At 72.3% G+C, this 22,707-nt stretch carries 18 protein-coding genes and 1 pseudogene; 8 read left to right on the forward strand and 11 right to left on the reverse strand.

Going from position 1 to position 22,707, the window contains the following annotated elements:
- Nucleotides 1-109 precede the first annotated feature (109 nt).
- Nucleotides 110-769 carry a superoxide dismutase gene (locus tag ACZ7H1_RS09395; protein ID WP_470785086.1) on the forward strand — a complete coding sequence of 220 codons (660 nt, stop codon included), beginning with the start codon at nucleotides 110-112 and terminating at the stop codon, nucleotides 767-769.
- A 120-nt stretch (nucleotides 770-889) separates the two neighbouring features.
- Here ACZ7H1_RS09395 and ACZ7H1_RS09400 read toward each other — a convergent pair whose 3' ends face one another.
- Nucleotides 890-1,537 (reverse strand): mycothiol-dependent nitroreductase Rv2466c family protein, encoded by a 648-nt coding sequence (locus tag ACZ7H1_RS09400; protein ID WP_470785088.1) that lies wholly within the window; start codon nucleotides 1,535-1,537, stop codon nucleotides 890-892.
- 159 nt (nucleotides 1,538-1,696) lie between these two features.
- Here ACZ7H1_RS09400 and pepN (ACZ7H1_RS09405) point away from each other — a divergent pair, with 159 nt between their 5' ends.
- Both pepN (ACZ7H1_RS09405) and ACZ7H1_RS09410 read left to right on the forward strand, forming a co-directional pair.
- Nucleotides 1,697-4,249, forward strand: a complete 2,553-nt coding sequence (gene pepN, locus ACZ7H1_RS09405; protein WP_470785090.1) for an aminopeptidase N — start codon at nucleotides 1,697-1,699, stop codon at nucleotides 4,247-4,249.
- Between the two features lie 232 nt (nucleotides 4,250-4,481).
- The gene (locus tag ACZ7H1_RS09410; RefSeq protein ID WP_470785092.1) at nucleotides 4,482-5,480 is read left to right on the forward strand and encodes a hypothetical protein; all 999 of its coding nucleotides are present in this window, start codon (nucleotides 4,482-4,484) and stop codon (nucleotides 5,478-5,480) included.
- On the opposite strand, the gene ACZ7H1_RS09415 is transcribed toward ACZ7H1_RS09410, so the two are convergent.
- Both ACZ7H1_RS09415 and ACZ7H1_RS09420 read right to left on the reverse strand, forming a co-directional pair.
- Nucleotides 5,456-6,388: a pyridoxamine 5'-phosphate oxidase family protein gene (locus tag ACZ7H1_RS09415; RefSeq protein WP_470785093.1), complete on the reverse strand. Its 933-nt coding sequence runs from the start codon at nucleotides 6,386-6,388 to the stop codon at nucleotides 5,456-5,458. The two genes, ACZ7H1_RS09410 and ACZ7H1_RS09415, sit on opposite strands and share 25 nt — an antisense overlap.
- Before the next feature lie 41 nt (nucleotides 6,389-6,429).
- Nucleotides 6,430-6,885 (reverse strand): VOC family protein, encoded by a 456-nt coding sequence (locus tag ACZ7H1_RS09420; protein ID WP_470785094.1) that lies wholly within the window; start codon nucleotides 6,883-6,885, stop codon nucleotides 6,430-6,432.
- 125 nt (nucleotides 6,886-7,010) lie between these two features.
- On the opposite strand from ACZ7H1_RS09420, the gene ACZ7H1_RS09425 reads away from it, so the two are divergent.
- Nucleotides 7,011-7,577 (forward strand): CGNR zinc finger domain-containing protein, encoded by a 567-nt coding sequence (locus ACZ7H1_RS09425; RefSeq protein ID WP_470785095.1) that lies wholly within the window; start codon nucleotides 7,011-7,013, stop codon nucleotides 7,575-7,577.
- A gap of 206 nt (nucleotides 7,578-7,783) precedes the next feature.
- Entirely contained in the window at nucleotides 7,784-11,098 is a 3,315-nt protein-coding gene (locus tag ACZ7H1_RS09430; RefSeq protein WP_470785097.1) for a S8 family serine peptidase, read from the forward strand.
- Nucleotides 11,099-11,247: 149 nt separating this feature from the next.
- On the opposite strand, the gene ACZ7H1_RS09435 is transcribed toward ACZ7H1_RS09430, so the two are convergent.
- Together ACZ7H1_RS09435 and ACZ7H1_RS09440 are read right to left on the reverse strand one after the other, a co-directional pair.
- The gene (locus ACZ7H1_RS09435; RefSeq protein WP_470785099.1) at nucleotides 11,248-12,717 is read right to left on the reverse strand and encodes a M28 family metallopeptidase; all 1,470 of its coding nucleotides are present in this window, start codon (nucleotides 12,715-12,717) and stop codon (nucleotides 11,248-11,250) included.
- 141 nt (nucleotides 12,718-12,858) lie between these two features.
- Nucleotides 12,859-13,062, reverse strand: coding sequence for a hypothetical protein (locus ACZ7H1_RS09440; RefSeq protein ID WP_470785167.1), 204 nt, complete (start codon nucleotides 13,060-13,062; stop codon nucleotides 12,859-12,861).
- Between ACZ7H1_RS09440 and ACZ7H1_RS09445 the strand changes: the two are divergent.
- A pseudogene (locus ACZ7H1_RS09445) lies at nucleotides 13,033-13,278 on the forward strand (TerD family protein); the annotation flags it as partial. The gene ACZ7H1_RS09440 and the pseudogene ACZ7H1_RS09445 overlap by 30 nt on opposite strands.
- Nucleotides 13,279-13,362: 84 nt before the next feature.
- On the opposite strand, the gene ACZ7H1_RS09450 reads toward ACZ7H1_RS09445, so the two are convergent.
- Nucleotides 13,363-13,785, reverse strand: coding sequence for a hypothetical protein (locus ACZ7H1_RS09450; protein WP_470785169.1), 423 nt, complete (start codon nucleotides 13,783-13,785; stop codon nucleotides 13,363-13,365).
- Between the two features lie 219 nt (nucleotides 13,786-14,004).
- On the opposite strand from ACZ7H1_RS09450, the gene ACZ7H1_RS09455 reads away from it, so the two are divergent.
- Nucleotides 14,005-15,036 carry an aspartate-semialdehyde dehydrogenase gene (locus ACZ7H1_RS09455; protein ID WP_470785101.1) on the forward strand — a complete coding sequence of 344 codons (1,032 nt, stop codon included), beginning with the start codon at nucleotides 14,005-14,007 and terminating at the stop codon, nucleotides 15,034-15,036.
- A gap of 76 nt (nucleotides 15,037-15,112) precedes the next feature.
- Here ACZ7H1_RS09455 and ACZ7H1_RS09460 read toward each other — a convergent pair whose 3' ends face one another.
- Nucleotides 15,113-15,613 carry a DUF1203 domain-containing protein gene (locus ACZ7H1_RS09460; protein WP_470785103.1) on the reverse strand — a complete coding sequence of 167 codons (501 nt, stop codon included), beginning with the start codon at nucleotides 15,611-15,613 and terminating at the stop codon, nucleotides 15,113-15,115.
- A gap of 180 nt (nucleotides 15,614-15,793) precedes the next feature.
- Here ACZ7H1_RS09460 and pepN (ACZ7H1_RS09465) point away from each other — a divergent pair, with 180 nt between their 5' ends.
- The gene (pepN, locus tag ACZ7H1_RS09465; RefSeq protein WP_470785105.1) at nucleotides 15,794-18,382 is read left to right on the forward strand and encodes an aminopeptidase N; all 2,589 of its coding nucleotides are present in this window, start codon (nucleotides 15,794-15,796) and stop codon (nucleotides 18,380-18,382) included.
- A 90-nt stretch (nucleotides 18,383-18,472) separates the two neighbouring features.
- Here the strand turns inward: pepN (ACZ7H1_RS09465) and ACZ7H1_RS09470 are convergent, their stop codons facing one another.
- The 4 genes from ACZ7H1_RS09470 to ACZ7H1_RS09485 are packed head-to-tail and all read right to left on the reverse strand — an operon-like array spanning nucleotide 18,473 to nucleotide 22,681.
- Nucleotides 18,473-19,393, reverse strand: coding sequence for a LysR family transcriptional regulator (locus tag ACZ7H1_RS09470; protein WP_470785107.1), 921 nt, complete (start codon nucleotides 19,391-19,393; stop codon nucleotides 18,473-18,475).
- Between the two features lie 10 nt (nucleotides 19,394-19,403).
- A complete protein-coding gene (locus ACZ7H1_RS09475) occupies nucleotides 19,404-20,351 on the reverse strand; it encodes a DMT family transporter (RefSeq protein WP_470785108.1) in 948 nt (315 codons plus the stop codon).
- A 51-nt stretch (nucleotides 20,352-20,402) separates the two neighbouring features.
- Nucleotides 20,403-21,332 (reverse strand): EamA family transporter, encoded by a 930-nt coding sequence (locus tag ACZ7H1_RS09480; RefSeq protein WP_470785110.1) that lies wholly within the window; start codon nucleotides 21,330-21,332, stop codon nucleotides 20,403-20,405.
- 47 nt (nucleotides 21,333-21,379) lie between these two features.
- On the reverse strand, nucleotides 21,380-22,681 hold the full coding sequence (locus ACZ7H1_RS09485) for an MFS transporter (protein ID WP_470785112.1): 1,302 nt from the start codon (nucleotides 22,679-22,681) through the stop codon (nucleotides 21,380-21,382).
- Between the last annotated feature and the right edge of the window lie 26 nt (nucleotides 22,682-22,707).

Here is a 22,707-nt window from a genome sequence, read left to right on the forward strand (position 1 = left end):
GCACCCGGCCCGGGGTGAGGTAACCCTTAGATGATCAGAGGAATAGTTACTGCTAGCGTGCAGTTGCGAGTGAGTTGCAATAAGACCGCCGAGGGGACCGGACTGACGCATGGCCATCTACACGCTTCCCGAGCTGCCGTACGAGTACTCGGCACTCGAGCCCGTGATCAACCCGCAGATCATCGAGCTGCACCACGACAAGCACCACGCTGCGTACGTCAAGGGCGCCAACGACACCGTCGAGGCGCTGGAAGAGGCCCGCGACAAGGAGAACTGGGCGGCGCTGAACGGCCTGGAGAAGAACCTGGCCTTCCACCTGTCCGGCCACATCCTGCACAGCATCTACTGGCACAACATGGCCAGCCCGAAGACCGGCGAGGGCGGCGGCGAGCCGACGGCGGCGGACGGCCTCGGCGACCTCGCCGACGCGATCACCGAATCCTTCGGCTCCTTCGCCAAGTTCAAGAAGCAGCTGACCTTCGCGTCCTCCGCGACGCAGGGCTCCGGCTGGGGCGTGCTGGCGTACGAGCCGATCAGCGGCCGTCTGATCGTCGAGCAGATCTACGACCACCAGGGCAACGTCGGCCAGGCCTCCGTGCCGATCCTCGTCTTCGACGCCTGGGAGCACGCCTTCTACCTGCAGTACAAGAACCAGAAGGTCGACTTCATCGAGGCGATGTGGAACGTCGTCAACTGGCAGGACGTGGCCAAGCGCTACACCGACGCCAAGGCGAACACCCCGCTGCTGATCCCCGCCAAGAACGGCTGATCAGCCCCTGAACCGTCCGCCTCGTGATCGTCTTCTCAACCTTCACCGGCGGGCGTGTCAACCGGAAGGCCCTTGCGAGGACGTGACTCGCAAGGGCCTTCCGCACGCCTCGCGCCGCGGCTAGCCGAAGCTCGGCTGCGCGGTGCGGGTCCGCTTGATCTCGTAGAAGCCCGGGGTGGAGGCGACCAGCAGGGTGCCGTCCCACAGCCGGGCCGCCGCGTCGCCCTTCGGGGTCGGGGTGACCACCGGGCCGAAGAAGGCCACGTCGTCGCCGTCCGCGCCGGGGACCGAGATGACCGGGGTGCCGACGTCCTGGCCGACCCGGTCGATGCCCTCCTTGTGGGAGGCGCGCAGCACCGTGTCGTACTCGTCGGAGTCGGCGTACCGGATCAGCTCGGCCGGCAGGCCGACCTCGTCGAGGGCGGCGGCGATGACCTCGCGGGTCGGGCCGAGGCCGTCGTTGTGGATGCGGGTGCCGAGCGCGGTGTAGAGCTTGCCGGTGACCTCGTCGCCGTGCTTCTGCTGGGCGGCTATGACGACGCGGACAGGGGCCCAGCCCTTGGGGCCGAGCAGCTCCCGGTAGACCTCGGGGAGCTCGTCGAGCTTGTGCTCGTTGAGGACCGCCAGGCTCATCACGTGCCAGCGCACCTCGACGTCGCGGACCTTCTCGACCTCCAGCATCCAGCGGGAGGTCATCCAGGCCCACGGGCAGAGCGGATCGAACCAGAAGTCGACGGGGGTCTTCTCGCGCACCTGCGTGTCGGACATCTCTCTCCTCGTGATCCTGCCGTCGGCAGCGGTCGCACCGACCGCGCTCGGACCCCTGTACGACGTAAAGGGATCCCCCTCGCCAACCGGCCGGAAGGTCCGTGCATTCCCCATGGGAGGATTCGACCGTTGAAGGCGAACTCGCACGAAGGAGTGCCCGTGCCTGGTGAGAATCTGTCCCGCGAGGAGGCCCGCGAGCGGGCCGACCTGCTCTCCGTCGACGCGTACGAGGTCGTGCTCGACCTCCGCTCGGCGGTGGACGAGGCCGAGCCGGCGGACGGGCCACGCACGTTCCGCTCGGTGACCACGATCCGCTTCCGCTCCGCGGTCCCCGGGGCCGCCACCTTCGCGGACCTGATCGCGCCCTCGGTGAACTCCGTGACCCTCAACGGGCACGCGCTGGACCCGGCCGCCGTCTTCGACGGCTCCCGCATCCGCCTCGACGGCCTGGCGGCCGAGAACACCCTCGTCGTGGACGCGAACTGCGCCTACAGCCGCACCGGCGAGGGCATGCACCGCTTCGTCGACCCGGAGGACGGCGAGGTCTACCTGTACACGCAGTACGAGCCGGCCGACGCGCGCCGCGTCTACGCCAACTTCGAACAGCCCGACCTCAAGGCGCCCTACCGGTTCGAGGTGACGGCTCCCGACGGCTGGCAGGTGTGGAGCAACGGCACCGAGGAGTCCCGCGAGGGGCAGACGCGGCGCTTCGCCGCCACCGAGCCGATCTCCACGTACATCACCTGCGTGGTGGCGGGCCCGTACCACTACGTGACGGACACCTACACCCGCGGGGACCTGACGATCCCGCTCGGCGCGATGTGCCGCAAGGGGCTCGCGAAGCACTTCGACGCGGACGACGTCTTCCTCCTCACCAAGCAGGGCTTCGACTTCTTCCACGAGCACTTCGACTTCCCGTACCCGTTCGGGAAGTACGACCAGGCCTTCGTCCCCGAGTACAACCTCGGCGCGATGGAGAACCCCGGCATGGTCACCTTCCGCGAGGAGTACATCTTCCGCGGCAAGGTCACGCAGGCGTCGTACGAGCGGCGGGCCAACGTCATCCTGCACGAGATGGCGCACATGTGGTTCGGCGACCTGGTCACCATGAAGTGGTGGGACGACCTGTGGCTCAAGGAGTCCTTCGCCGACTTCATGGGCTCCTTCTCGCTGGCCGAGGCGACCCGGTTCACCAACAGCTGGGTCACCTTCGCCAACAACCGCAAGTCCTGGGCCTACCGCGCCGACCAGCTGCCGTCCACCCACCCGATCACGGCCGACATCCGTGACCTGGAGGACGCCAAGCTCAACTTCGACGGGATCACCTACGCCAAGGGCGCGGCCGTCCTCAAGCAGCTGGTCGCGTACGTGGGCCGGGACGCGTTCCTGGAGGGCGCGCGCCGCTACTTCAAGGCGAACGCCTACGGGAACACCACCCTGGACGACCTGCTGACCGTGCTCGCCGAGGTGTCCGGCCGGGACATGGGCGAGTGGTCGCGGGCCTGGCTCCAGACGGCCGGCGTGAACGCCCTGACCCCCGTGCTGACGTACGACTCCGAGGGCCGGATCACGGAGCTGGCGGTGCTCCAGGACGGCGAGGAGCTGCGCCCGCACCGGGTGGCGGTCGGCCTGTACCGGCACGCGGAGGGCGCACTCGTCCGGTACGCGCGGGCCGAGGCGGACGTGGCCGGGCCGCGCACGGTCGTCGCCGAGCTGGCCGGGGCCGAGCGGCCCGACCTGGTGCTCGTCAACGACGACGACCTGACGTACTGCAAGATCCGCTTCGACGAGAGCTCGCTCGCGTCGCTGCGCAAGCACCTGGGCGACCTGACGGACCCCCTGGCGCGGGCGCTGTGCTGGTCGGCGCTGTGGAACCTGACCCGCGACGGGCTGATGCCCGCCCGCGACTTCGTCTCGCTGGTCCTGGCCTTCGCCGGGCGCGAGAGCGATGTCGGCGTGCTCCAGATGCTGCACTCGCAGGCGGCCGGCGCGGTCACCCACTACGCCGCCCCGCAGTGGCGCGAGCAGGGTGCCGCCGAGCTGGCCGCGGGCGCGCTGCACGAGCTGCGGCTCGCCGAGCCGGGCTCGGAGCACCAGCTGACCTGGGCCCGCTTCTTCGCGGCGTCCGCGACCACGGACGCGGACTTCCAGCTGCTCCAGGGGCTGCTGGACGGCAGCGCCCGGATCGACGGGCTGGACGTGGACCAGGAGCTGCGCTGGGACCTGCTGGAGCCGCTGGCGGCCCACGGGCTCGCCGACGAGGCGCGGATCGCGGCCGAGCTGGCGCGTGACGACACGGCGTCCGGCAAGCGGCACTCGGTGCGCTGCCTGGCCGCGCGGCCCTCGGCGGCGGTGAAGGCGCAGGCGTGGGCGGCCGTCGTGGAGTCCGACGCGCTGTCGAACGCGCTGGTGGAGGCCACGATCTCGGGCTTCGCCCAGCCGACGCAGCGCGAGCTGCTGGCGCCGTACGCCCCGAAGTACTTCGAGGCGATCGAGCGGGTGTGGGAGCAGCGGTCCATCCAGATCGGCATGGACGTGGTGCGCGGGCTGTTCCCGTCGCTCCAGGACGACCGGGCCACGCTGGACGCGACGGACGCGTGGCTGACGGACCACGAGGACGCGGCGCCGGCGCTGCGCCGCCTGGTGCTCGAGTCCCGGGACGACCTGGCGCGGGCGCTGCGCGCGCAGGCCTGCGACGCGGCGGCGGGCTGAGTCTGATCGGTGGGGACGGGCGGGGCGGGGGCCTTGGCGGCCGCCGCCCCGCCCGTTCGCCGTTCCGGCCGTGTTTGCCACTGGTGCGCCCGGATCGCAGCAGGTCGCGGCCGGTCGGCGCTGCGCAGTGTCGGCAGTCGAACGCCCGTACTTTAGTGCGGGCTTGTCCGGATTTGTCGACGGGCGTGTAACAGCGGTTAGCGGGGGTGCCGGGGGCGGGAATCTCCGCGTCATGAACCACAACTCCCCCACCTTCCACGGTGTTTCCGCTCCCCGCCCGCTCCACCACCTCAGCGGTTCGCGGCCCCGCGTGCTCAGCGTCACGCAGCTGCGCGAGCACGGGATCACCCCCTCCGACACGTCCGAGCGGTGCCGCCCCGGAGGGCCCTGGCAGCAGGTCCTGCCGGGGGTGTTCCTGCTCCACCCGGGCCTGCCCACCAGCGAGGAGCGGCTGCACGCGGCCCTGCTGTACGCGGGGAAGCGCGGCGGCGACGTCATGATCACCGGGCTGGCGGCGCTGGCCCTGTACCAGTTCGCCTCGGCTCCCCCGCTGCCCGCGCTCGACCGGATCGACGTCCTGGTCCCCGGCACCCGGCGGCTGCGGTCCACGGGCTGGGTGCGGGTGGTGCGGGCGCACGCCCAGCCCGGGGCGCAGCAGGTGACCGGGCTGCCGGTGGCGCCGGTGGCGCGGGCCCTCGCGGACGCCGTGGCGGAGCTGGCCGACGCGGGGACGGTACGGCGGCTGCTGAGCGAGGCGGTGCGCGGCGGGCACTGCGAACCGGCCGCGGTGGTGCGCGAGCTGACGCAGGCGCGGCTGCTGAACCGGCCGCACGTGGTGGACGCGGTGGACTCGCTGCTCGCCGAGGGCCGTGCCATCGCGGAGGACCGGCTGTACCGGCTCGTGCGGTCCTTCGACCTGCCGGACCCGCTGTGGAACGTCGACCTGCGGCTGCCGGGCGGCCCGCACCTGGGCGGCGTGGACGCCTACTGGCCCGACCAAGCGGTGGCGGTGGAGCTGGACACCCGGGCTCCGCGGCAGGGCGAGGACGACCAGTGGTCCGAGTACGCGCGCAAACGGGAGCACCTGGAGCGGCTGGGCCTGACCGTCGTCCACATCACCCCGCGCAAGCTCCGGGACCACGCCGAGCAGCAGGCCGCGGTCATCCGTACCGCGCTGACCGCGTCCGGCGACCGCGACCCGGCGGCCTACCTGGTGGTGCTGCCCCGGTGAGGCGCCCCGGGGACCGGGGGGTTGGCCGGGGAGTACTCGGGGGTGCTCCACCGCAGCCGGCCCGGATGGAGGCTTTCGACGGCCTCTTCGACGGTGAAGCGGACGGTACGGGAGCCGTCGGGGCCGAAGTCGGTGCGCGCGCGGCCCGTGAGCTGGAGGACCGCACCCGTCTCCCAGTCGGGGAAGAGGAGTCCGGCCCGGGGGTCGGCGGTGAGGTTGCCGAGGGTCAGGAACATGGCGTTGCCCGGGTAGTCCGGCCAGGCGAGTTCGGCCGGGGAGCGGACTTCGACGAAACCGGGGTTCCCGCCGCGGTGGCTCGCGTCCACTGCGCCCCCGGCGGTGGTCGCGATGAAGAAGGTATCGGCGGCGCGTACGGTCCGCTGCTGGCCGGGGGTGAGGGTGCGGCCGCGCCGCACGACACCGGTGCCGGTCTCCTCGACGGCGAGCGGCTGCCGCTTCTGGAGGTACTTGGGGCAGTTGGAGAAGACCTGCCGGGCCTGGACGGCGAAGCCGTTCGGGGTGGGGTCCGCCGTGCCGTTGAGTCTCATCCGGCGGCGGGTGCGGGGGTCGAGGGCGATCGTGCCGACGGCGGTGCCGGGCCTGGCGAGGGCCTCGGCGAGCGGGTCGCCGGCGGGCACGCCGCCGCGGACGGCGATCCGGTCCGGCCCGGTGGCCCGGACGAATCCGGGCTCACCGGTCAGGACGGAGGCCCAGAGGCGGCCGCCGGGGTCCGGGGCGTCGGCGGCGCCGAGGACGAGGATGGGCTGGAGCCCGAGGAAGGCCGCCGCGACGTCGCGGATGCCGGGGCCGATGGAGCGGCCGACGTGGTCGGCGAGCTCGCGGACCCCGACCCGGTCCTGTACGGCGCGCGAGCCCGGGTGGTAGGGCTGCGCAGCGGCTGCTGTCATGACGGACTCCTCCTCGGGAAGCCGCTTCTCCAGAGGGTCTTCTAGAAGAAGCCGCAGGTGGGTGCGGTGGAGCTGGGAGCCGGGGCGCCTTCGGCGCCGGTCGGCACCGAGATCTCCAGGCGGGTGCCGTCGGGGTCGTGGAAGAAGATCCCGCCCGAGGCAGCACCCTCGCCGTGGGCGACGACGCCGTCGTAGGCGAACGCGACGTCCAGGGCGCGCAGGCGGGATTCGAAGTCGCGCACCTCGTCGATCGACCCGGCCGAGAAGGCCAGGTGGTGCAGGCCCGCGGCGGACGGGGCGAACGCACCCCCGGCCTGTTCCCAGAGCGTGAGGACGAGCGTGCCGTCCTGTCCGAGGAAGGCGAACCGGCGGTCCGCCTCCTTGCCTTCGCCGAGGACCTCGAAGCCGAGCGCGTCCCGGTAGAAGCCGAGCGACCGGGCGAGATCGGTGACGTTCAGGCCCACGTGGCCGGTGGTGAGCGTGCCGGCAGCCGTCATGACTGTTTCCCCTCTTCGACGTGTCGCGCCGTTCTGGCTAACCTTTCAATTCGACTTTAAGGGTTAGGCAAGATCACGTCAACCGTCCACGTACTCTTGAGTGGTTAGTCGAGAAGGAGCATGGGATGACCGCCGCGAACGATCCGCGCCCGCTGACCGGCGAGCCGGTCTGCCTGGACCTGCTGAACACCCGCTGGATGCAGGAGGGGGAGCGGCAGGACCTGTTCGCCGGAGCCGCGGGCCTGACCCGGCTGGAGGGGCTCGCCCTCTGGCTGGAGGGCGCCGGCCTTGCGGGCCGCTTCCGTGCGGACGCGGCGACCCTGGTCCACCTGCTCACCGCGCGCGAGGCCCTCGCCCGCATCGTGGACACCCCGTCCGACCCCGGCGCCCGCTCCCTCGTCGACGCCGTGCTCGGGCACGGCCGGATCCGGCCGACCCTGACCGCCGACGGGCCGGGCGAGACCGCGGAGTTCGAGGACCGCACCTGGGGGCCCGCGTGGACCGCGGCGCACGACTACCTCGCCCTGCTGCGCACCGCGCCGGACCGGATCCGCGCGTGCGCCCACGAGGCCTGTGTCCTGCACTTCTTCGACACCTCGCGGAACGGCACCCGCCGCTGGTGCTCCATGGCCGCCTGCGGAAACCGGGCCAAAGCATCCCGCCACTACGCACGTTCACGCGAAGACCACTGAGTCGACAAATCTACTTCTGAGCCCCTTCGGCTCGTACGGGTCTGTCCCGGTACGGCCTCGCTGACGCATCGCACGCGCTGGCGGGTGTCCGCCATGACGGACACCCGTCCCCGGCATCCCTCCCCAAAGCCCTGTCACTTGCGCAAAGCTGACCGGTCATCCGGCACCGAAATCCGGACCGTTTCTTTCACTTATCAGGGATGCTGATGACCCTCGAATCCCCCAGTTCGATATCCGGGGCGAGACGCGCTGCCCGCGTCGCCGCCGCGGCAGGCCTGGTGGCCGCCCTCGCGGCCGCAGGGCCGGTGCCCGCGTTCGCGGCGTTCAACGCCGACGACCCGGCCGCCTCCGCACCCGTCAAGTCGGCCGAGGAGAAGCTCGGCTCGGAAGACGCCAAGCTGCTCGCCGAGGCCGAGTCGAAGGGCGAGAAGACCGTCACCGCGATGGTCGCGACCGCACCCGGCGCCACCGAGCAGGTGGCCGCGCAGCTCGACGCCGTCCCGGGCGCGTCCGTCGGCAAGACGTACGACAAGCTCGGCTACGTCCGCGCCACGCTGCCCACGGCCAAGGCCGGGGCCGCGCTCGCCGCCGCGGCGAAGCTTTCCTCCGTGCACGGGATCGACCTCAAGCACGAGATCAAGCGCGAGGACCCGCGTCCCGGCTCCAGCCGCGAGACCGGCACGGTCAAGCGCACGGCCGCCGCGTCCTTCCCGGCCCCGGACAAGAACACGCCGGCGAAGAACCCGTACAACCCGTCCTTCGAGACGGGCGCGGTCGACTTCGTCAAGGCGAACCCGAAGGCCGACGGCCGTGGCGTGACCATCGGCATCATGGACTCCGGTGTCGACCTCGGGCACCCGGCGCTGCAGAAGACCACCACCGGCGAGCGCAAGGTCGTCGACTGGGTCACCGCGACCGACCCGATCACCGACAGCGACGGCACCTGGCGCGCCCAGATCACCCCGGTTTCCGGCACCGAGTTCACGGTGTCCGGCACCACCTGGAAGGCCCCCGCGGGCAGCTACCAGTGGAGCCGCTTCACCGAGTCGATCACCGCCAACGGCGACATGAAGGGCGACGTCAACCGCGACGGAGACACCTCCGACCGGTTCGGCCTGCTCTACGACCCGGTTGCGGGCACCGTCCGCGTGGACACCGACCAGAACAACGACTTCACGGACAACGAGCCGATGAAGCCGTACAAGGACGGTTTCCAGATCGGCTACTTCGGTACGGACAACCCGTCCACCGAGATCGCCGAGCGGATCCCGTTCGTCATCGAGATCCGCAAGGACGTCCCGATGGACCCGCTGGGCGGGGACTGGGTCGGCAAGAAGGCCGACTTCGTCAACGTCGGCATCATCGAGTCCGAGCACGGCACGCACGTGGCCGGCATCACCGCCGCCAACAGCCTGTTCGGCGGCAAGATGAACGGTGCCGCGCCCGGTGCCAAGCTCGTCTCCTCCCGCGCCTGCTCCTGGAGCGGCGGCTGCACCAACGTCGCGCTGACCGAGGGCATGATCGACCTCGTCGTCAACCGCGGCGTGGACATCGTCAACATGTCCATCGGCGGCCTGCCGGCGCTCAACGACGGCAACAACGCGCGCGCCGAGCTCTACACCCGCCTCATCGACACCTACGGCGTCCAGCTGGTCATCTCGGCCGGCAACTCGGGCCCGGGCGTCAACACCATCGGCGACCCGTCGCTGGCCGACAAGGTCCTGAGCGTGGGCGCCGCGGTCTCCAAGGACACCTGGGCCGCCAACTACGGCTCCGGTGTGGAGAAGAAGTACGCGATGTTCCCGTTCTCCTCGCGCGGTCCGCGCGAGGACGGCGGCTTCACGCCGAGCATCACCGCCCCCGGTGCCTCCGTCAACACCATCCAGACCTGGCTGCCGGGCGCTCCGGTCGCCGAGGCGGGCTACGCCCTCCCGGCCGGCTACGGCATGCTGCAGGGCACCTCGATGTCCTCGCCGCAGGCCGCGGGCGCGAGCGCGCTGCTGATCTCGGCCGCCAAGCAGGCGAAGATCTCCCTGGCCCCGGCCGGTCTGCGCACCGCGCTGACCAGCACCGCCAAGAAGATCTCGGGCTACAAGGCGCACGAGCAGGGCGCGGGCCTCATCAACGTCGTCGCGGCGTGGGACTCGATCCAGCGCGGCGCGAAGGCCCACGACTACACCGTCAAGGCCCCGGTCGACACCGCGCTCGACCAGTTCCTGAAGACCCCGGGCTTCGGCACCGGCCTGTACGACCGCGAGGGCGGCCTCAAGGCCGGCCAGAAGAAGGTCTACGACGTCGTCGTCACCCGCACCACGGGTCCGAAGTACGGCGTCCGTCACGACGTGTCGTGGCGCAACAACGACGGCACCTTCAAGGTGCTCGGTGACTACGACTACGTCACCCTGCCCCTGAACAAGCCGGTCACCGTCAAGGTCCAGGCGAAGGCCTCCGGCGCGGGCGTCTTCAGCGGCATCCTGCAGCTGGACGACGCGACCACCGAGGGCATCGACAAGCAGGTCCTCACCACGGTCGTCGTCGCCAAGCAGCTGACCAAGCCCGCCTTCGGCTTCTCCGAGACCTCCTCGGTGCAGCGCAACAGCCACAAGTCGTACTTCGTGAACGTCCCGGCGGGCGCCAAGTCCCTCGAGGTCGCCCTCGGCGGGCTCGCGGCCGGCAGCCAGACCCGCTTCATCTCGATCCACCCGTACGGTGTGGCCGTCGACCCGACCTCCACGGTCAACTGCTACCCGAACTACGCCAACCCGGCCAACACGTGCCGCCCCGACCTGCGGTCGGTCACCGACCCGCAGCCGGGCGTCTGGGAGATCGAGGTCGAGTCGCGCCGCACGTCGCCGCTGCTCGACAACCCGTACAAGCTGGACGTCACCGTCCTCGGCGCCTCCTTCGACCCGGCCGTCAAGGTGCTGCCGGAGGCCAAGGTCGGCACCCCGGCGCCGGTCCAGTGGACCGTCACCAACGACTGGGCGGGCCTGCAGGGCAAGCTCAAGGGCGGCCCGCTCGGCTCCGCGAAGGTCGCCAAGCCGACCATCGCCGAGCACGAGACCCAGACCACCGAGGTCACCATCGGTGAGGGCGTCGAGCGCCTCGACATCGCGATCGGCAACGTCTCCGATGCGGGTGCGGACCTCGACCTCGAGGTCTACAAGGACGGCATGAAGGTCGGCTCCGCCGCGGACGGCGACTCCGAGGAGGCCGTCACCCTGCTCAAGCCGGCCGCCGGCACCTACTCGGTCCAGGTCATCGGCTACGCGATCCCGGCCGGGACCACCACGTACGACTACCGTGACGTCTTCTTCGCCGACTCGCTGGGCTCCGTCCAGGTCGACGAGGCCGCCACGGTGAACCTCGCCAACGGCGCGTCCGCCCCGGTGAACGCGAACGTCCTGGTGAAGGCCGCGGCCCCCGAGGGCCGTCAGTTCTTCGGCCAGGTCCAGCTGCTCAACGCCCGCGGCACCGCCGCCGGCACCGGCAGCGTGCAGATCCAGAGCGTCACCCCGTAACCGGATGACGTGAACGACAGGGCGGGGGGGGGGGGGGGGGGGGGGGGGGGGGGGGGGGCGCGGCCCCCCCCCCCCCCCCCCCCCCCCCCCCCCCCGCTCCGTTCTTCCCCCTCGTACCCCCCGGGTGCTGCCCGGGTCCCCCTCGGGCGTCAGCCCTTCAGGCCGCGCAGGTCCTGGGCGTACGTGCCGACCGCGTGGGCGATGACGTCCACGTTCGTGTCGAAGACCTTCCGGTCGATGTTCTTCAGGTTGTCGCCCGCGCCGTGGTAGTTCGGGTCGTACGCGACGCCGGCCGTGCCGCCGTAACGGGCGGCCTGCTCCGGGGTCTTGATGCCCTCGGCGCCCGTGAAGGTGCCGCCCGCGGGGATGCCGTTCGCGATGAACGGGCCGTAGTCCGAGCGGCCGTCGAAGTCGCTGCCCTCGTGGGCCTTGCCCTTCTTGTCGAGGAAGCGGTTGATGAGCTTCTCGATCTGCGCCGAGCCCGCCGGGCCGGCACCCGCGCCCTTCTTGTCCGAGTCGTCGCCGTCGTACACGAACTGCGCGGGGTTGGGCGAGGCGATCATGTCGAAGTTCAGGTAGAGCGCGATGTTCTTCTTCTGCTTCTCCGTCAGCTTCGACACGTAGTGCTCGGAGCCGAGCAGGCCCAGCTCCTCGGCGGACCACCAGGCGAAGCGGACCTTGTTGGCGGGCTGCTCGCCCGTCTTGCGGGTCTGCTCGGCCAGCTTGAGCGCGACCTCCAGGAGACCGGCGGAGCCCGAGCCGTTGTCGTTGATGCCCGGGCCCTCCTTCACCGAGTCGAGGTGGCTGCCCACGGCGACCACGCGGTCGGCGCGGCCGCCGCGGGTCTCGGCGATCACGTTGCGGGTCTTGCGCTTGATGTGCTGCTGGTCCAGGTCGAGCTTGACCTTCACCTCGCCCTTGCCCGCGGCGGCCGTCAGGGCCTCGCCGTCGGCCAGCGTGATGCCCGCGCTGGGGATGACGCCCTCGGACGGCGAGCCGAAGCCGCCGCGGACCGGGGTGGTGCCGCTGTGGTTGTAGACGATCACGCCGAGGGCGCCGGCCGCGGCGGCGGCCTTCTGCTTCTCCACGAAGGTGCAGCTGCCGCGCTTGACCAGGGCGATCTTCCCGGTGAAGGCGCCGGCCGGGTAGTCGGCGGCGTCGCAGCCCGGGGTCTCGTCCACGCGGGCGAGCGCGATCGGGGCGGTCAGCCCCTGCTTCGGGGTGGAGGGGGTGAAGGTGAAGGCGGCCGTGGCCAGTTCGCGGGCCTCCGGGGTGAGCACGGAGAGCTTCTCGGTGCGGGTCTTCGCCTCGTAGATCTCGAACTCCTGGTACCCGACCTTGTACCCGGCCTTCTTCAGGCGGTCGTGCACGTAGGCGGCGGAGGCGTCGTAGCCCGGGGTGCCGGCGGCGCGGTTGCCGCCGTTGGCGTCGGCGATCTTCTGGAACGCGGCCAGGTGGCGGTAGGCGCTCTTGCCCGAGGCCTGCTTGACCAGCTGCTTCGCGAGCTTGCCGGGGCGCTCGTGGGCGACGGCCGGGGTGGAGCTGAGCAGGACGGGCGTGGCGACGGCGGCGGTGACGAGGGCCGCTATGGTCCGGTTGCGGTGGCGGTGGGCGCGCACGGTGGTATCTCCCCGAGTTCGGTCTGCGGAACGCGTGTCCGTATATCGGTCACGCCAGACCGGACCGTAACCACTGCCCCCCGCCCGGACCGCCCTTTTCGGCCCCCGGCAACACAGCCGCCACATACTTGTCATACGTCGTCATATCCGTACTCGAAGCGTCAACTCCGCTGACATCGCCTGACATCGGTTGTCACTCAGGGGGGCAACACCGCCGCCCCCGCCCAGCCGGTCCGGATAGCCGTCTGCCGCCTGGAGCAGCCCGGACCACCGGGCCTCGACGCCTCCCTCCTGCTGCTCGACGCGCAGGGCACCGTGCGCGGCGACGCCGACCTCGTCCTCCACGGTCGGCCGCAGCACCCCTCGGGCGCGGCGCGGCACCTCGGCGCGAGCGAGGGCGGCGGCCGGCGGGCGCAGTGGCTGGAAGCGGACCTGCCGCGGCTGGAGCCGGAAGTGGAGCGGGTGGTGATCGCGGGCTCGGCGGACGGCGGGACGTTCGGGGCGGTGCCCGGACCGTACGTGCAGGTGACGGCGGGCGACGCGACGGTCGCCACGTACCGGGTCGAGGACGCGTCCACGGAGACGGCGTTCGTCCTCGGCGAGCTGTACCGGCGCGGAGTGGAGGTTCCGGGCGGTCGGCCAGGGCTACGACTCGGGGCCGGCGGGCCTGGCGGCGGACTTCGGGATCGCGGTCGCGGACGTCTCCGCGGGTACCCGGGTCCCGGGGGCTCCTGTTCCCCGGGGGCCCGAGCCCATCAGGGTCTCGAAGGCGCCCGGGGCGGCCGTGCCCGGCGCGGCGGCCGTGACGGCACCGGCGGCGACCGTACCGGGCCCGGCATCCGCTGCGGCCCTGCCCCTGACGCACCCGAAGCCGGCCCCGGCCCCGGCTGCCGTGTCCGCGTCCGCACCGGCCGTGCCCGTGCCCGCACGCGTCCAGGCCCCGGCCCCGGCTCCCGCCCCGCAGCCCGTACGGGCCCCCGCCGCGGACGTCCTCCTGGAGCGCAGCGGGCGCGCGGCAACCGCGGCTGAGCCGTCCGGACCCCCGACGAGGAGATGCTGCGTGTGCAACGGCTCACTCCGGGCAGCGGGCCGCACCGGCTGCCGCCCGGGATCCTGCCGGTGCGGACCGGCGGAAAACGGACCCTCGTGGTCCGCCGCCGAGGGGGGCGCAACCGCCGGCGGCCCGCGGCGCGTCCGTACTGCGGACAACTGATTGGACAAGCCTGCCGGGGTCGCCCGCATGATGGAGCAGGCTTGACCTAGCTGTACGTACCAGAAGGAGTCACCGTGAGGGTCGGAATCGTCGGAGCCACCGGACAGGTCGGCGGCGTGATGCGCCGCATCCTCGCCGAGCGGAAGTTCCCCGTGGCCGAGCTGCGGCTGTTCGCCTCGGCCCGGTCGGCCGGCTCGACGATCGAGTGGGAGGGCCGGGAGATCACCATCGAGGACGCGTCCACCGCGGACTACTCCGGTCTCGACATCGTGCTGTTCTCCGCCGGCGGCGCCACCTCCAGGGCCCTGGCCGAGAAGGTGGCCTCCCAGGGCGCCGTGGTGATCGACAACTCCTCCGCCTGGCGCCGCGACCCCGACGTTCCGCTGGTCGTCTCCGAGGTCAACCCGCACGCGATCAAGAACCGCCCCAAGGGCATCATCGCCAACCCGAACTGCACCACGATGGCCGCGATGCCGGTGCTGCGCCCCCTCCACGACGAGGCCGGCCTGACCTCCCTGGTCGCCACCACCTACCAGGCCGTGTCCGGCTCGGGCCTCGCGGGCGTCGCCGAGCTCAAGGGCCAGGCCTGTGCGGTGTCCGAGGCGGCCGACCAGCTGACCTTCGACGGCGAGGCGGTGGAGTTCCCGGAGCCCGCCGTCTACAAGCGCCCGATCGCGTACAACGTCGTCCCGCTGGCCGGCTCCATCGTGGACGACGGCTCCTTCGAGACCGACGAGGAGCAGAAGCTCCGCAACGAGTCCCGCAAGATCCTGGAGATCCCCGAGCTGAAGGTCTCCGGCACCTGCGTGCGCGTCCCGGTCTTCTCCGGCCACTCGCTCCAGGTCAACGCCCGCTTCCGCCGCCCGATCAGCGTGGAGCGCGCGTACGAGCTGCTGTCGGGCGCCCCGGGCGTCGAGCTCTCGGAGATCCCGACCCCGCTCCAGGCGGCGGGCAAGGACGTCTCGTACGTCGGCCGCATCCGCGTGGACGAGACGGTCGAGAACGGCCTCGCGCTGTTCCTCTCCAACGACAACCTCCGCAAGGGCGCGGCCCTGAACGCCGTGCAGATCGCGGAGCTGGTGGCCGAGGAGCTCCAGCAGGGCTGAGCCCGGTGACGTGAGCGAGGGGCGGGTGCCGGCCGGCACCCGCCCCTCTGCCGTCCCCGGTCCGGTCAGGGCCGGGTCAGGGCCGGCGGACCTCGAACTGGAAGCAGCCGTACTCCGCGGCCCGGACGTGGACCAGCGCGACGGCGGGATCGGCGAACGCCTCCGCGAAGGCGGCCTCGAAACCCTCGGCGGGCCGGTCCGGGAGCTCCAGGACCCGGCCGCCGAGGATGCGCCCGGCGGCGCTGTACCGGCGCACGGTGCGCAGCGCGCCCGGCTGCCCGAAGGGGTACGCGCCCCCCTCCCCGGCGGGTCCGCCGCAGTCGTCGGCGTGGATGAAGACGGGCCCCTGTTCGTCGTAGGCGCCCGGCTCGGCGCCGGTGCCGGCCGCCCAGCGGCGCAGGGGTGCGTACGAGACGAGCGCGATCCACTCTCCGGGGCGGCTCCGGCGCAGGCAGCAGCGCAGCGGCGCTCCGCCCTCGGGATCGGGGTACGGGGCGCAGGGCCGGCCTGCGTCGTCACGCTCGCGCAGCTGCCGCAGGGTCGCCGGTTCGACGGGTCGGGCCGTGTACGGGTTCATGGGCTCCAGCGTCCGCCACGGCGCCGGGCATGTCCGGCAGGAATCCGACGTCGCGTTCGAAACTGGGTGAGAAGAGACCTCCGGCGGCTCGCCGTCCGGCGCCGCCCGATTACCGCAGGCGGGTGACGGACCCGTCGTGGAAGGATGGGCGGGAACGTCACCATCGAAGGAGATGAACGCGTGCCAGGCACGAATCTGACCCGTGAAGAGGCTCAGCAGCGGGCAAAGCTGCTCACCGTCGAGTCGTACGAGATCGATCTCGATCTGAGCGGCGCCCAGGAGGGGGGCACCTACCGGTCGGTGACCACGGTGCGCTTCGACTCCGCGGAGGCGAACGCCGAGACCTTCATCGACCTGGTCGCACCGGCGGTCCACGAGGTCGTGCTCAACGGCCGGTCGCTGGACGTGGCGGCGGTCTTCCGTGACTCGCGGATCGCGCTGAAGCACCTGGACGCCGGGCCGAACGAGCTCAAGGTCGTCGCGGACTGCGCCTACACCAACACCGGCGAGGGCCTGCACCGCTTCGTCGACCCGGTGGACGAGCAGGCGTACCTGTACACGCAGTTCGAGGTGCCGGACGCCCGCCGGGTGTTCGCGTCCTTCGAGCAGCCGGACCTGAAGGCGACCTTCCAGTTCACCGTGAAGGCCCCCGAGGGCTGGACGGTCATCTCGAACTCCCCGACGCCGGAGGCCTCGGAGGTCAAGGACAACGTCTGGACCTTCGAGCCGACCCCGCGGATCTCGACGTACATCACCGCGCTGATCGTTGGCCCGTACCACTCGGTGCACAGCTCGTACGAGAAGGACGGCCGGACCGTCCCTCTGGGCATCTACTGCCGTCCGTCGCTGGCCGAGTTCCTCGACTCGGACGCGATCTTCGAGGTCACCCGGCAGGGCTTCGACTGGTTCCAGGAGAAGTTCGCCTACGACTACCCGTTCGCGAAGTACGACCAGCTCTTCGTGCCGGAGTTCAACGCGGGCGCGATGGAGAACGCGGGCGCGGTGACCATCCGCGACCAGTACGTCTTCCGCTCGAAGGTGACGGACGCGGCGTACGAGACGCGCGCCGAGACCATCCTGCACGAGCTGGCGCACATGTGGTTCGGCGACCTCGTCACCATGGAGTGGTGGAACGACCTCTGGCTGAACGAGTCCTTCGCGACGTACACGTCGATCGCCTGCCAGGCGTACCACCCCGAGTCGAAGTGGCCGCACGCCTGGACCACCTTCGCCAACTCCATGAAGACCTGGGCGTACCGGCAGGACCAGCTGCCGTCCACCCACCCGATCATGGCGGAGATCCGGGACCTGGACGACGTCCTGGTCAACTTCGACGGGATCACGTACGCCAAGGGCGCCTCGGTGCTCAAGCAGCTCGTCGCGTACGTGGGCATGGACGAGTTCTTCACGGGCGTGCAGGCGTACTTCAAGGCGCACGCGTTCGGCAACACCCGCCTGTCCGACCTTCTGGGCGCGCTGGAGGAGACCTCCGGCCGTGACCTCACCGCTTGGTCGAAGGCGTGGCTGGAGACCGCGGGCATCAACATCCTGCGCCCGGAGATCGAGACGGACGAGCACGGGGTCATCACCTCGTTCAAGGTCCGCCAGGAGGCCCCGGCCCTGCCTGCGGGCGCCAAGGGCGAGCCGGTGCTGCGGCCGCACCGCATCGCCGTCGGCTTCTACACGCTCGACGACGCGAGCGGGAAGCTGCTGCGCGAGCGCCGGGTGGAGCTGGACGTCGCGGCGGCCGAGCTGACCGACGTGGCGGAGCTGGTGGGCCACCGCCGTCCGGACGTCGTGCTGCTCAACGACGACGACCTGTCGTACGCGAAGGTCCGCCTCGACGAGCACTCGCTGGCCAAGGTCACCGCGCACCTGGGCGACTTCGAGGCCTCGCTGCCGCGTGCGCTGTGCTGGGCCTCGGCCTGGGACATGACGCGCGACGGCGAGCTGGCCGCCCGCGACTACCTGTCGCTGGTGCTCTCCGGCATCGGCAAGGAGTCGGACATCGGCGTGGTCCAGTCGCTGCACCGCCAGGTGAAGCTGGCGGTCGACCAGTACGCCGACCCGGCGTGGCGGGCGACGGGCCTGGCCGTCTGGACCGAGGCCACCCTGGAGCACCTGCGCGCCGCGGCGCCGGGCGGCGACCACCAGCTGGCGTGGGCGAGGGCGTTCGCGGCGACCGCCCGTACGGACGAGCAGCTGGACTTCCTGGCCGCGCTGCTCGACGGCTCGGCCACGGTCGAGGGCCTGGTCGTCGACACCGAGCTGCGCTGGGCGTTCCTGGAGCGCCTGGCCGCCACCGGCCGCGCCGACGAGGCGCGGATCGCGGCGGAGCTGGAGCAGGACAAGACGGCGGCGGGCGAGCGGCACGCGGCCACGGCCCGTGCGGCCCGCCCGACGGCGGAGGCGAAGGCGGCGGCCTGGGCCTCGGTGGTGGAGTCCGCGGACCTGCCGAACGCGGTGCAGGAGGCGGTGATCGGCGGGTTCGTGCAGACCGACCAGCGCGAGCTGCTGGCGCCGTACTCGCCGAAGTACTTCGCCGTGATCAAGGAGATCTGGGAGAACCGCAGCCACGAGATCGCACAGCAGATCGCGGTGGGCCTGTACCCCGCGCTGCTGGTCTCGCAGGAGACCCTGGACGCGACGGACGCCTGGCTCGCCTCGGCCGAGCCGAACGCCGCCCTGCGCCGGCTGGTCTCGGAGTCCCGCGCGGGCGTCGAGCGCGCCCTGAAGGCCCAGGCGGCGGACGCGGCAGCCGCGTCCTGACCCCGGGTCGGTGAACCACCGGTGCCCCGGTCCGCTTCGGCGGGCCGGGGCACCGGCGTTCGCGGGCCGCGGCGTTCGCGGGCGGCGAGGTCAGGGGGACGGAGTGCGCGGGCGGGCCGCGTCGCACAGGGCGGCCAGGACGCGGGCCACGGCCGGGGCGCAGTCCGCGCCGCGGCGGGTGGCCGCGACGACGTGCCGGGTGGGGCGGTCGTGGGGCAGGGCCCGGACGACGACGCCGGCGGCGCGGGCGGTGGCCATCCGGGGGATCAGGGCCACGCCCATGCCGGCCTCGACCATGGCGAGGATCGCGGTCCAGCCGGCCGCGGAGTGGGCCTGTTCGGGAACGAAGCCCGCGGCCTCGCAGGCGGTGCGGGTGATCTCGGACCAGGGGCCGGAGCCGCCGAAGATCCAGCGTTCGCCGGAGAGGTCGGCGAGGTGCAGGTCCGCTGCGCCGGCCAGCGGGTGACCGGGCGGCAGGGCCACGTCGAGGGGGTCGGCGAGCAGCGGGGTCCGGGTGAAGCGCGGGTCGCGGGCGGTGGGTGCGTGGGCCGCGAGGGACAGCGCCAGGTCCACCGCTCCCGCGGACAGGAGGTCGTACGACTCGGCGGCCTCGGTCTCGCGTACGCGGACCTCGACGGAGGGGTGGGAGCGGCGCAGGGCGGCGACCGCGGGGACCACCAGGGCGGGGACGGCGGTGGAGAACGCGCCGACCCGGACCTCGCCCGCCTCGCCCGCCCGGTAGCCGGTGAGCTCGGCGTCGGCCCGCTCCAGCTGGGCGAACACCGCCTCGGCGTGACGGAGTACCAGGTGGGCGGCGCCCGTGAGGCGGACCCGGCGGCCCTGGGCCTCCAGCAGGGGGACGCCGAGCTGCCTGGAGAGGTTGGTCAGCTGCTGCGACACGGCCGAGGGCGTCATGAGGAGCGCCTCGGCCGTCGCGGTCACGGTGCCCCGTTCGGCCAGGGTCCGCAGGATCCGCAGCTTCTTGATGTCCCACTCGGTCGTTCCGGTCATGGGCCCGAACCTACCGGCGGGCCCCCAGCGCCACGCCGCCCAGGATCAGGGCCATGCACAGGAGCTGGGCGGGACCGGTCCGCTCGCCGAGCAGGGCGAAGGAGAGGAGCGCGACGCAGACGGGCTGGAGGTAGTAGACGACCCCGGCGCGGGCCGCGCCGATCAGGGAGATGGCCTTGTTCCAGGCGAAGAAGGCCACCGCGGAGGAGAGGACGCCGACGTACAGGAGCGGTCCGGCGGTGCCCGGGGTGACGGCGAACCCGCCCTGGAGCGACAGGGACAGCGCGTACGCGGGGGCGAGCATCAGCGCGCCCAGCAGGAAGGTGGTGAAGAGGAAGGCGAGCCCGGTGATCTCGGCGGGCTTGCGCTTGAGCAGCGCGCTGTACGAGGCGAAGGACAGGGCCGCGCCGAACATCCACAGGTCGCCGGCGGCGAAGTCCGGGGCCGCGGAGCCCTTGCCGACGAGCAGCAGCACTCCGCAGGCGGCGAGCAGCATGCCGAAGGTGCGCACGGCCCCGAGCCGCTCGCCGCCGAGGCGGGAGAAGACGGCCATGACCACCGGCGAGGCGGCCATGATCATGCCCATGTTGGAGGCCGAGGTGGTCAGTCCGGCCTGATGGACCAGGGTGTTGTAGAGGGCGATGCCGAAGAACGAGGCCAGGGCGACGTACCCGAAGTGGCGGCGGATCAGGGCGCGCTGCCGCCAGGTCTCGCGGGCCGCGAGCGGGGCGACGGCGAGCAGGGCGATGATCCAGCGCCAGAAGACGGCCTGCACGGGCGGGACGGTGTCGGCCATGCCGCGGGTGGCCACGAAGCTCCCGGACCACACGACCGTCGCCACGAGGGCGAGGAGCACGCCCAGCCCGACGGCGCCCTTCGCTGCCGTCACGCCGGCGGTGGGCGGGCGGCGCTGCGGGCCTCGCTGCGGGAGGCTGGAAGCGCTGCGGACGCGGGCCATGACGGGCACGGTGGTCTCCCCCTGGGGTGCTTGGTGTCGGTGTCGTGCGGACTACCGTCGCACCTCGTCATCGCTCAGGTCTATCGAAAACTTTCGATCGATCTGTTCAGTTTTACTGAACGTTTTCTTGGTCCTGGGAGGCAGCTGCCCCAAGGCGGTGGCGGCGACCGCGATCACCATGCCCACGACCTGCACGGGCGAGAGCGACTGGCCGAGCGCGGCCCACCCGATGACGGCGGCGGTGAGCGGGGAGAGCGGGCTCAGCAGGGTCACCGAGGTGGCGCCGAGCCGGCCGATGCCGCGGAACCAGAGCCAGTACGCGGCCCCGGTGTTGAGCAGCATCATGTAGCCGTAGCCGAGCCAGGCCTGCCCGTCGAGCGCGGGCGGCGCCCCCTCGGCCACCGCGGCGACCGGGAGGATCAGCAGGCCGCCGGCGGCGAGCTGCCAGCCGGTCAGTACCAGCGGGCCGACGCCCTCGGGGCGGCCCCAGCGCTTGGTCATCACGGTGCCCGCGGCCATCGACGCGGCGGCGGTGGCACCGGCCAGGACGCCGATCAGGTCGAGGGCGGCCCCGGCCTTGAGCACCACCATGGACACGCCGAACGCCCCGGCGATCGCGGCGAGCAGCGCGCGGGCGCTCGCCTTCTCGCCGAGCAGCATCGCGGCGAGTCCGATGACGGCCAGCGGGCCGAACGCGCCGAGCACGGCCGCGAGACCGCCGGGCAGCCGGTATGCGGAGAGGAACAGCAGGGGGAAGAAGGCGCCGATGTTCAGTGCGCCCAGGACGGCGGACTTCCACCACCACTCCCCCCTGGGCAGGGTGCGGCCGGCGGCGATCAGTAACAGCCCGGCGGGCAGGGCCCTCATGACCCCGGTGAACAACGGCCGGTCGGGCGGGAGCAGTTCGGTGGTGACGGCGTACGTCGAGCCCCAGGAGACGGGCGCGAGCGCGGTGACGGCGACGACGGCGAGGCGCTTCATGGCGTGGTTCCTCCGACGGGTGAGGAAGGCCGGGCGGCGGTACGGGCTCAGGCGGCCGCCGGGGCCGGGCTGCTCGGGGCGGCAGCACGGACCGGCGGCTCGGGGTGCACGGCCTCGGGGGGCAGGTGCCGCTCCAGCCGGACCAGCGCCAGGGCGGCGCCGAGTGCGGCCACGGTGAGCAGCGCCCAGGGGAGCCGGCCGTCGACGGCCAGCAGGGCGGTGAACAGGGACGGGGCCAGCGCGGTGGCCAGCGAGTAGGACAGCTGGTAGGTGGCCAGGTAGCGGCCGCGCACGGCCTCCGGGGCGGCGGAGACCGACAGGGCGCCGCCCGAGGGGCTGTGGACGAGCTCGCCCAGGGTGTAGACGACCACGATGACCAGCAGTGCGGCCATCAGAACGGCCGGCCCCGGGAGCAGGGTGCCGAGCACGATCTGGCCGGCGAAGGCGGCGGCGAAGAGCAGGGAGCCGAGGGCCGCGGAGCGGGTGCGGCGGGCACCGGACCGGCGGACCCGGCCGGCGACCAGCACGCCGGCCCCGGCGCACAGCACGGTGTTGAGGGTGAAGGCGGCGCCGGTCAGCGAGGCGGGGCCGCGCAGCCAGGTGGCGATGTAGAGGGGGAAGAGGACGGACAGGGCGGCGTAGCCGAGCGCGGTGAGGAAGTTGGCTGCGGTCAGCCCCAGGAAGGGGCGGTCGCGCAGCACCGTCCGGTAGCCGGCCGCGGGCCGCCGGGCGGCGGCCGCCTCCCCGCCCCGCACCGGGCGGACCCGGCTGACGAGCAGTCCGGCGGCCGCGAAGGCCAGGGAGTTGCCCCAGGCCGTGTACGTGTAGCCGCCGCTGCCCGCGAGGGCCAGCACCGCGGACACCAGGAGGGCGCCCGCGCCCATTCCGGCGTTCTGGAGGGCGCGGACGGAGGCCTGGAGCCTGTCCCGGGCGGAGCCCCGGGCCACCTCCCCGATCAGCGCCTGCTGCACGACCGGGAAGGACCGGTCGGCGAGGGCGGTGACCAGGGCGACGGCTGCGAACGCCGGCAGCGACCCGGCCAGTGGGAAGAGGGCGAAGCCGAGGACGCGGACGCCGTAGAGGGCCACGTTGACCCGCCGGGCGCCGAACCGGTCGACGGCCGAGCCGGCGAGCGGCATGAAGGCCAGTCCGGCCAGGCCGGTGACGGTGAGCACCACGCCGACGGCGGCGAAGGAGAGCCCGGTGACGTGGTGGAAGAAGACCAGCGTGAACGGTATGTACATGCCGATGCCGACGGCGCTGATCCCGACCCCGGCCAGCAGGGCCCGCTCTCCCGCGATCCGCCGGCCGCCCTGCACGGCGTCCGGTCGTCCGTCTGCCCCCGTCATCGCTGCTCCCCCCAAAGTAGATTGCC

It is taken from the genome of Streptomyces sp. NPDC037401 (assembly GCF_055602345.1).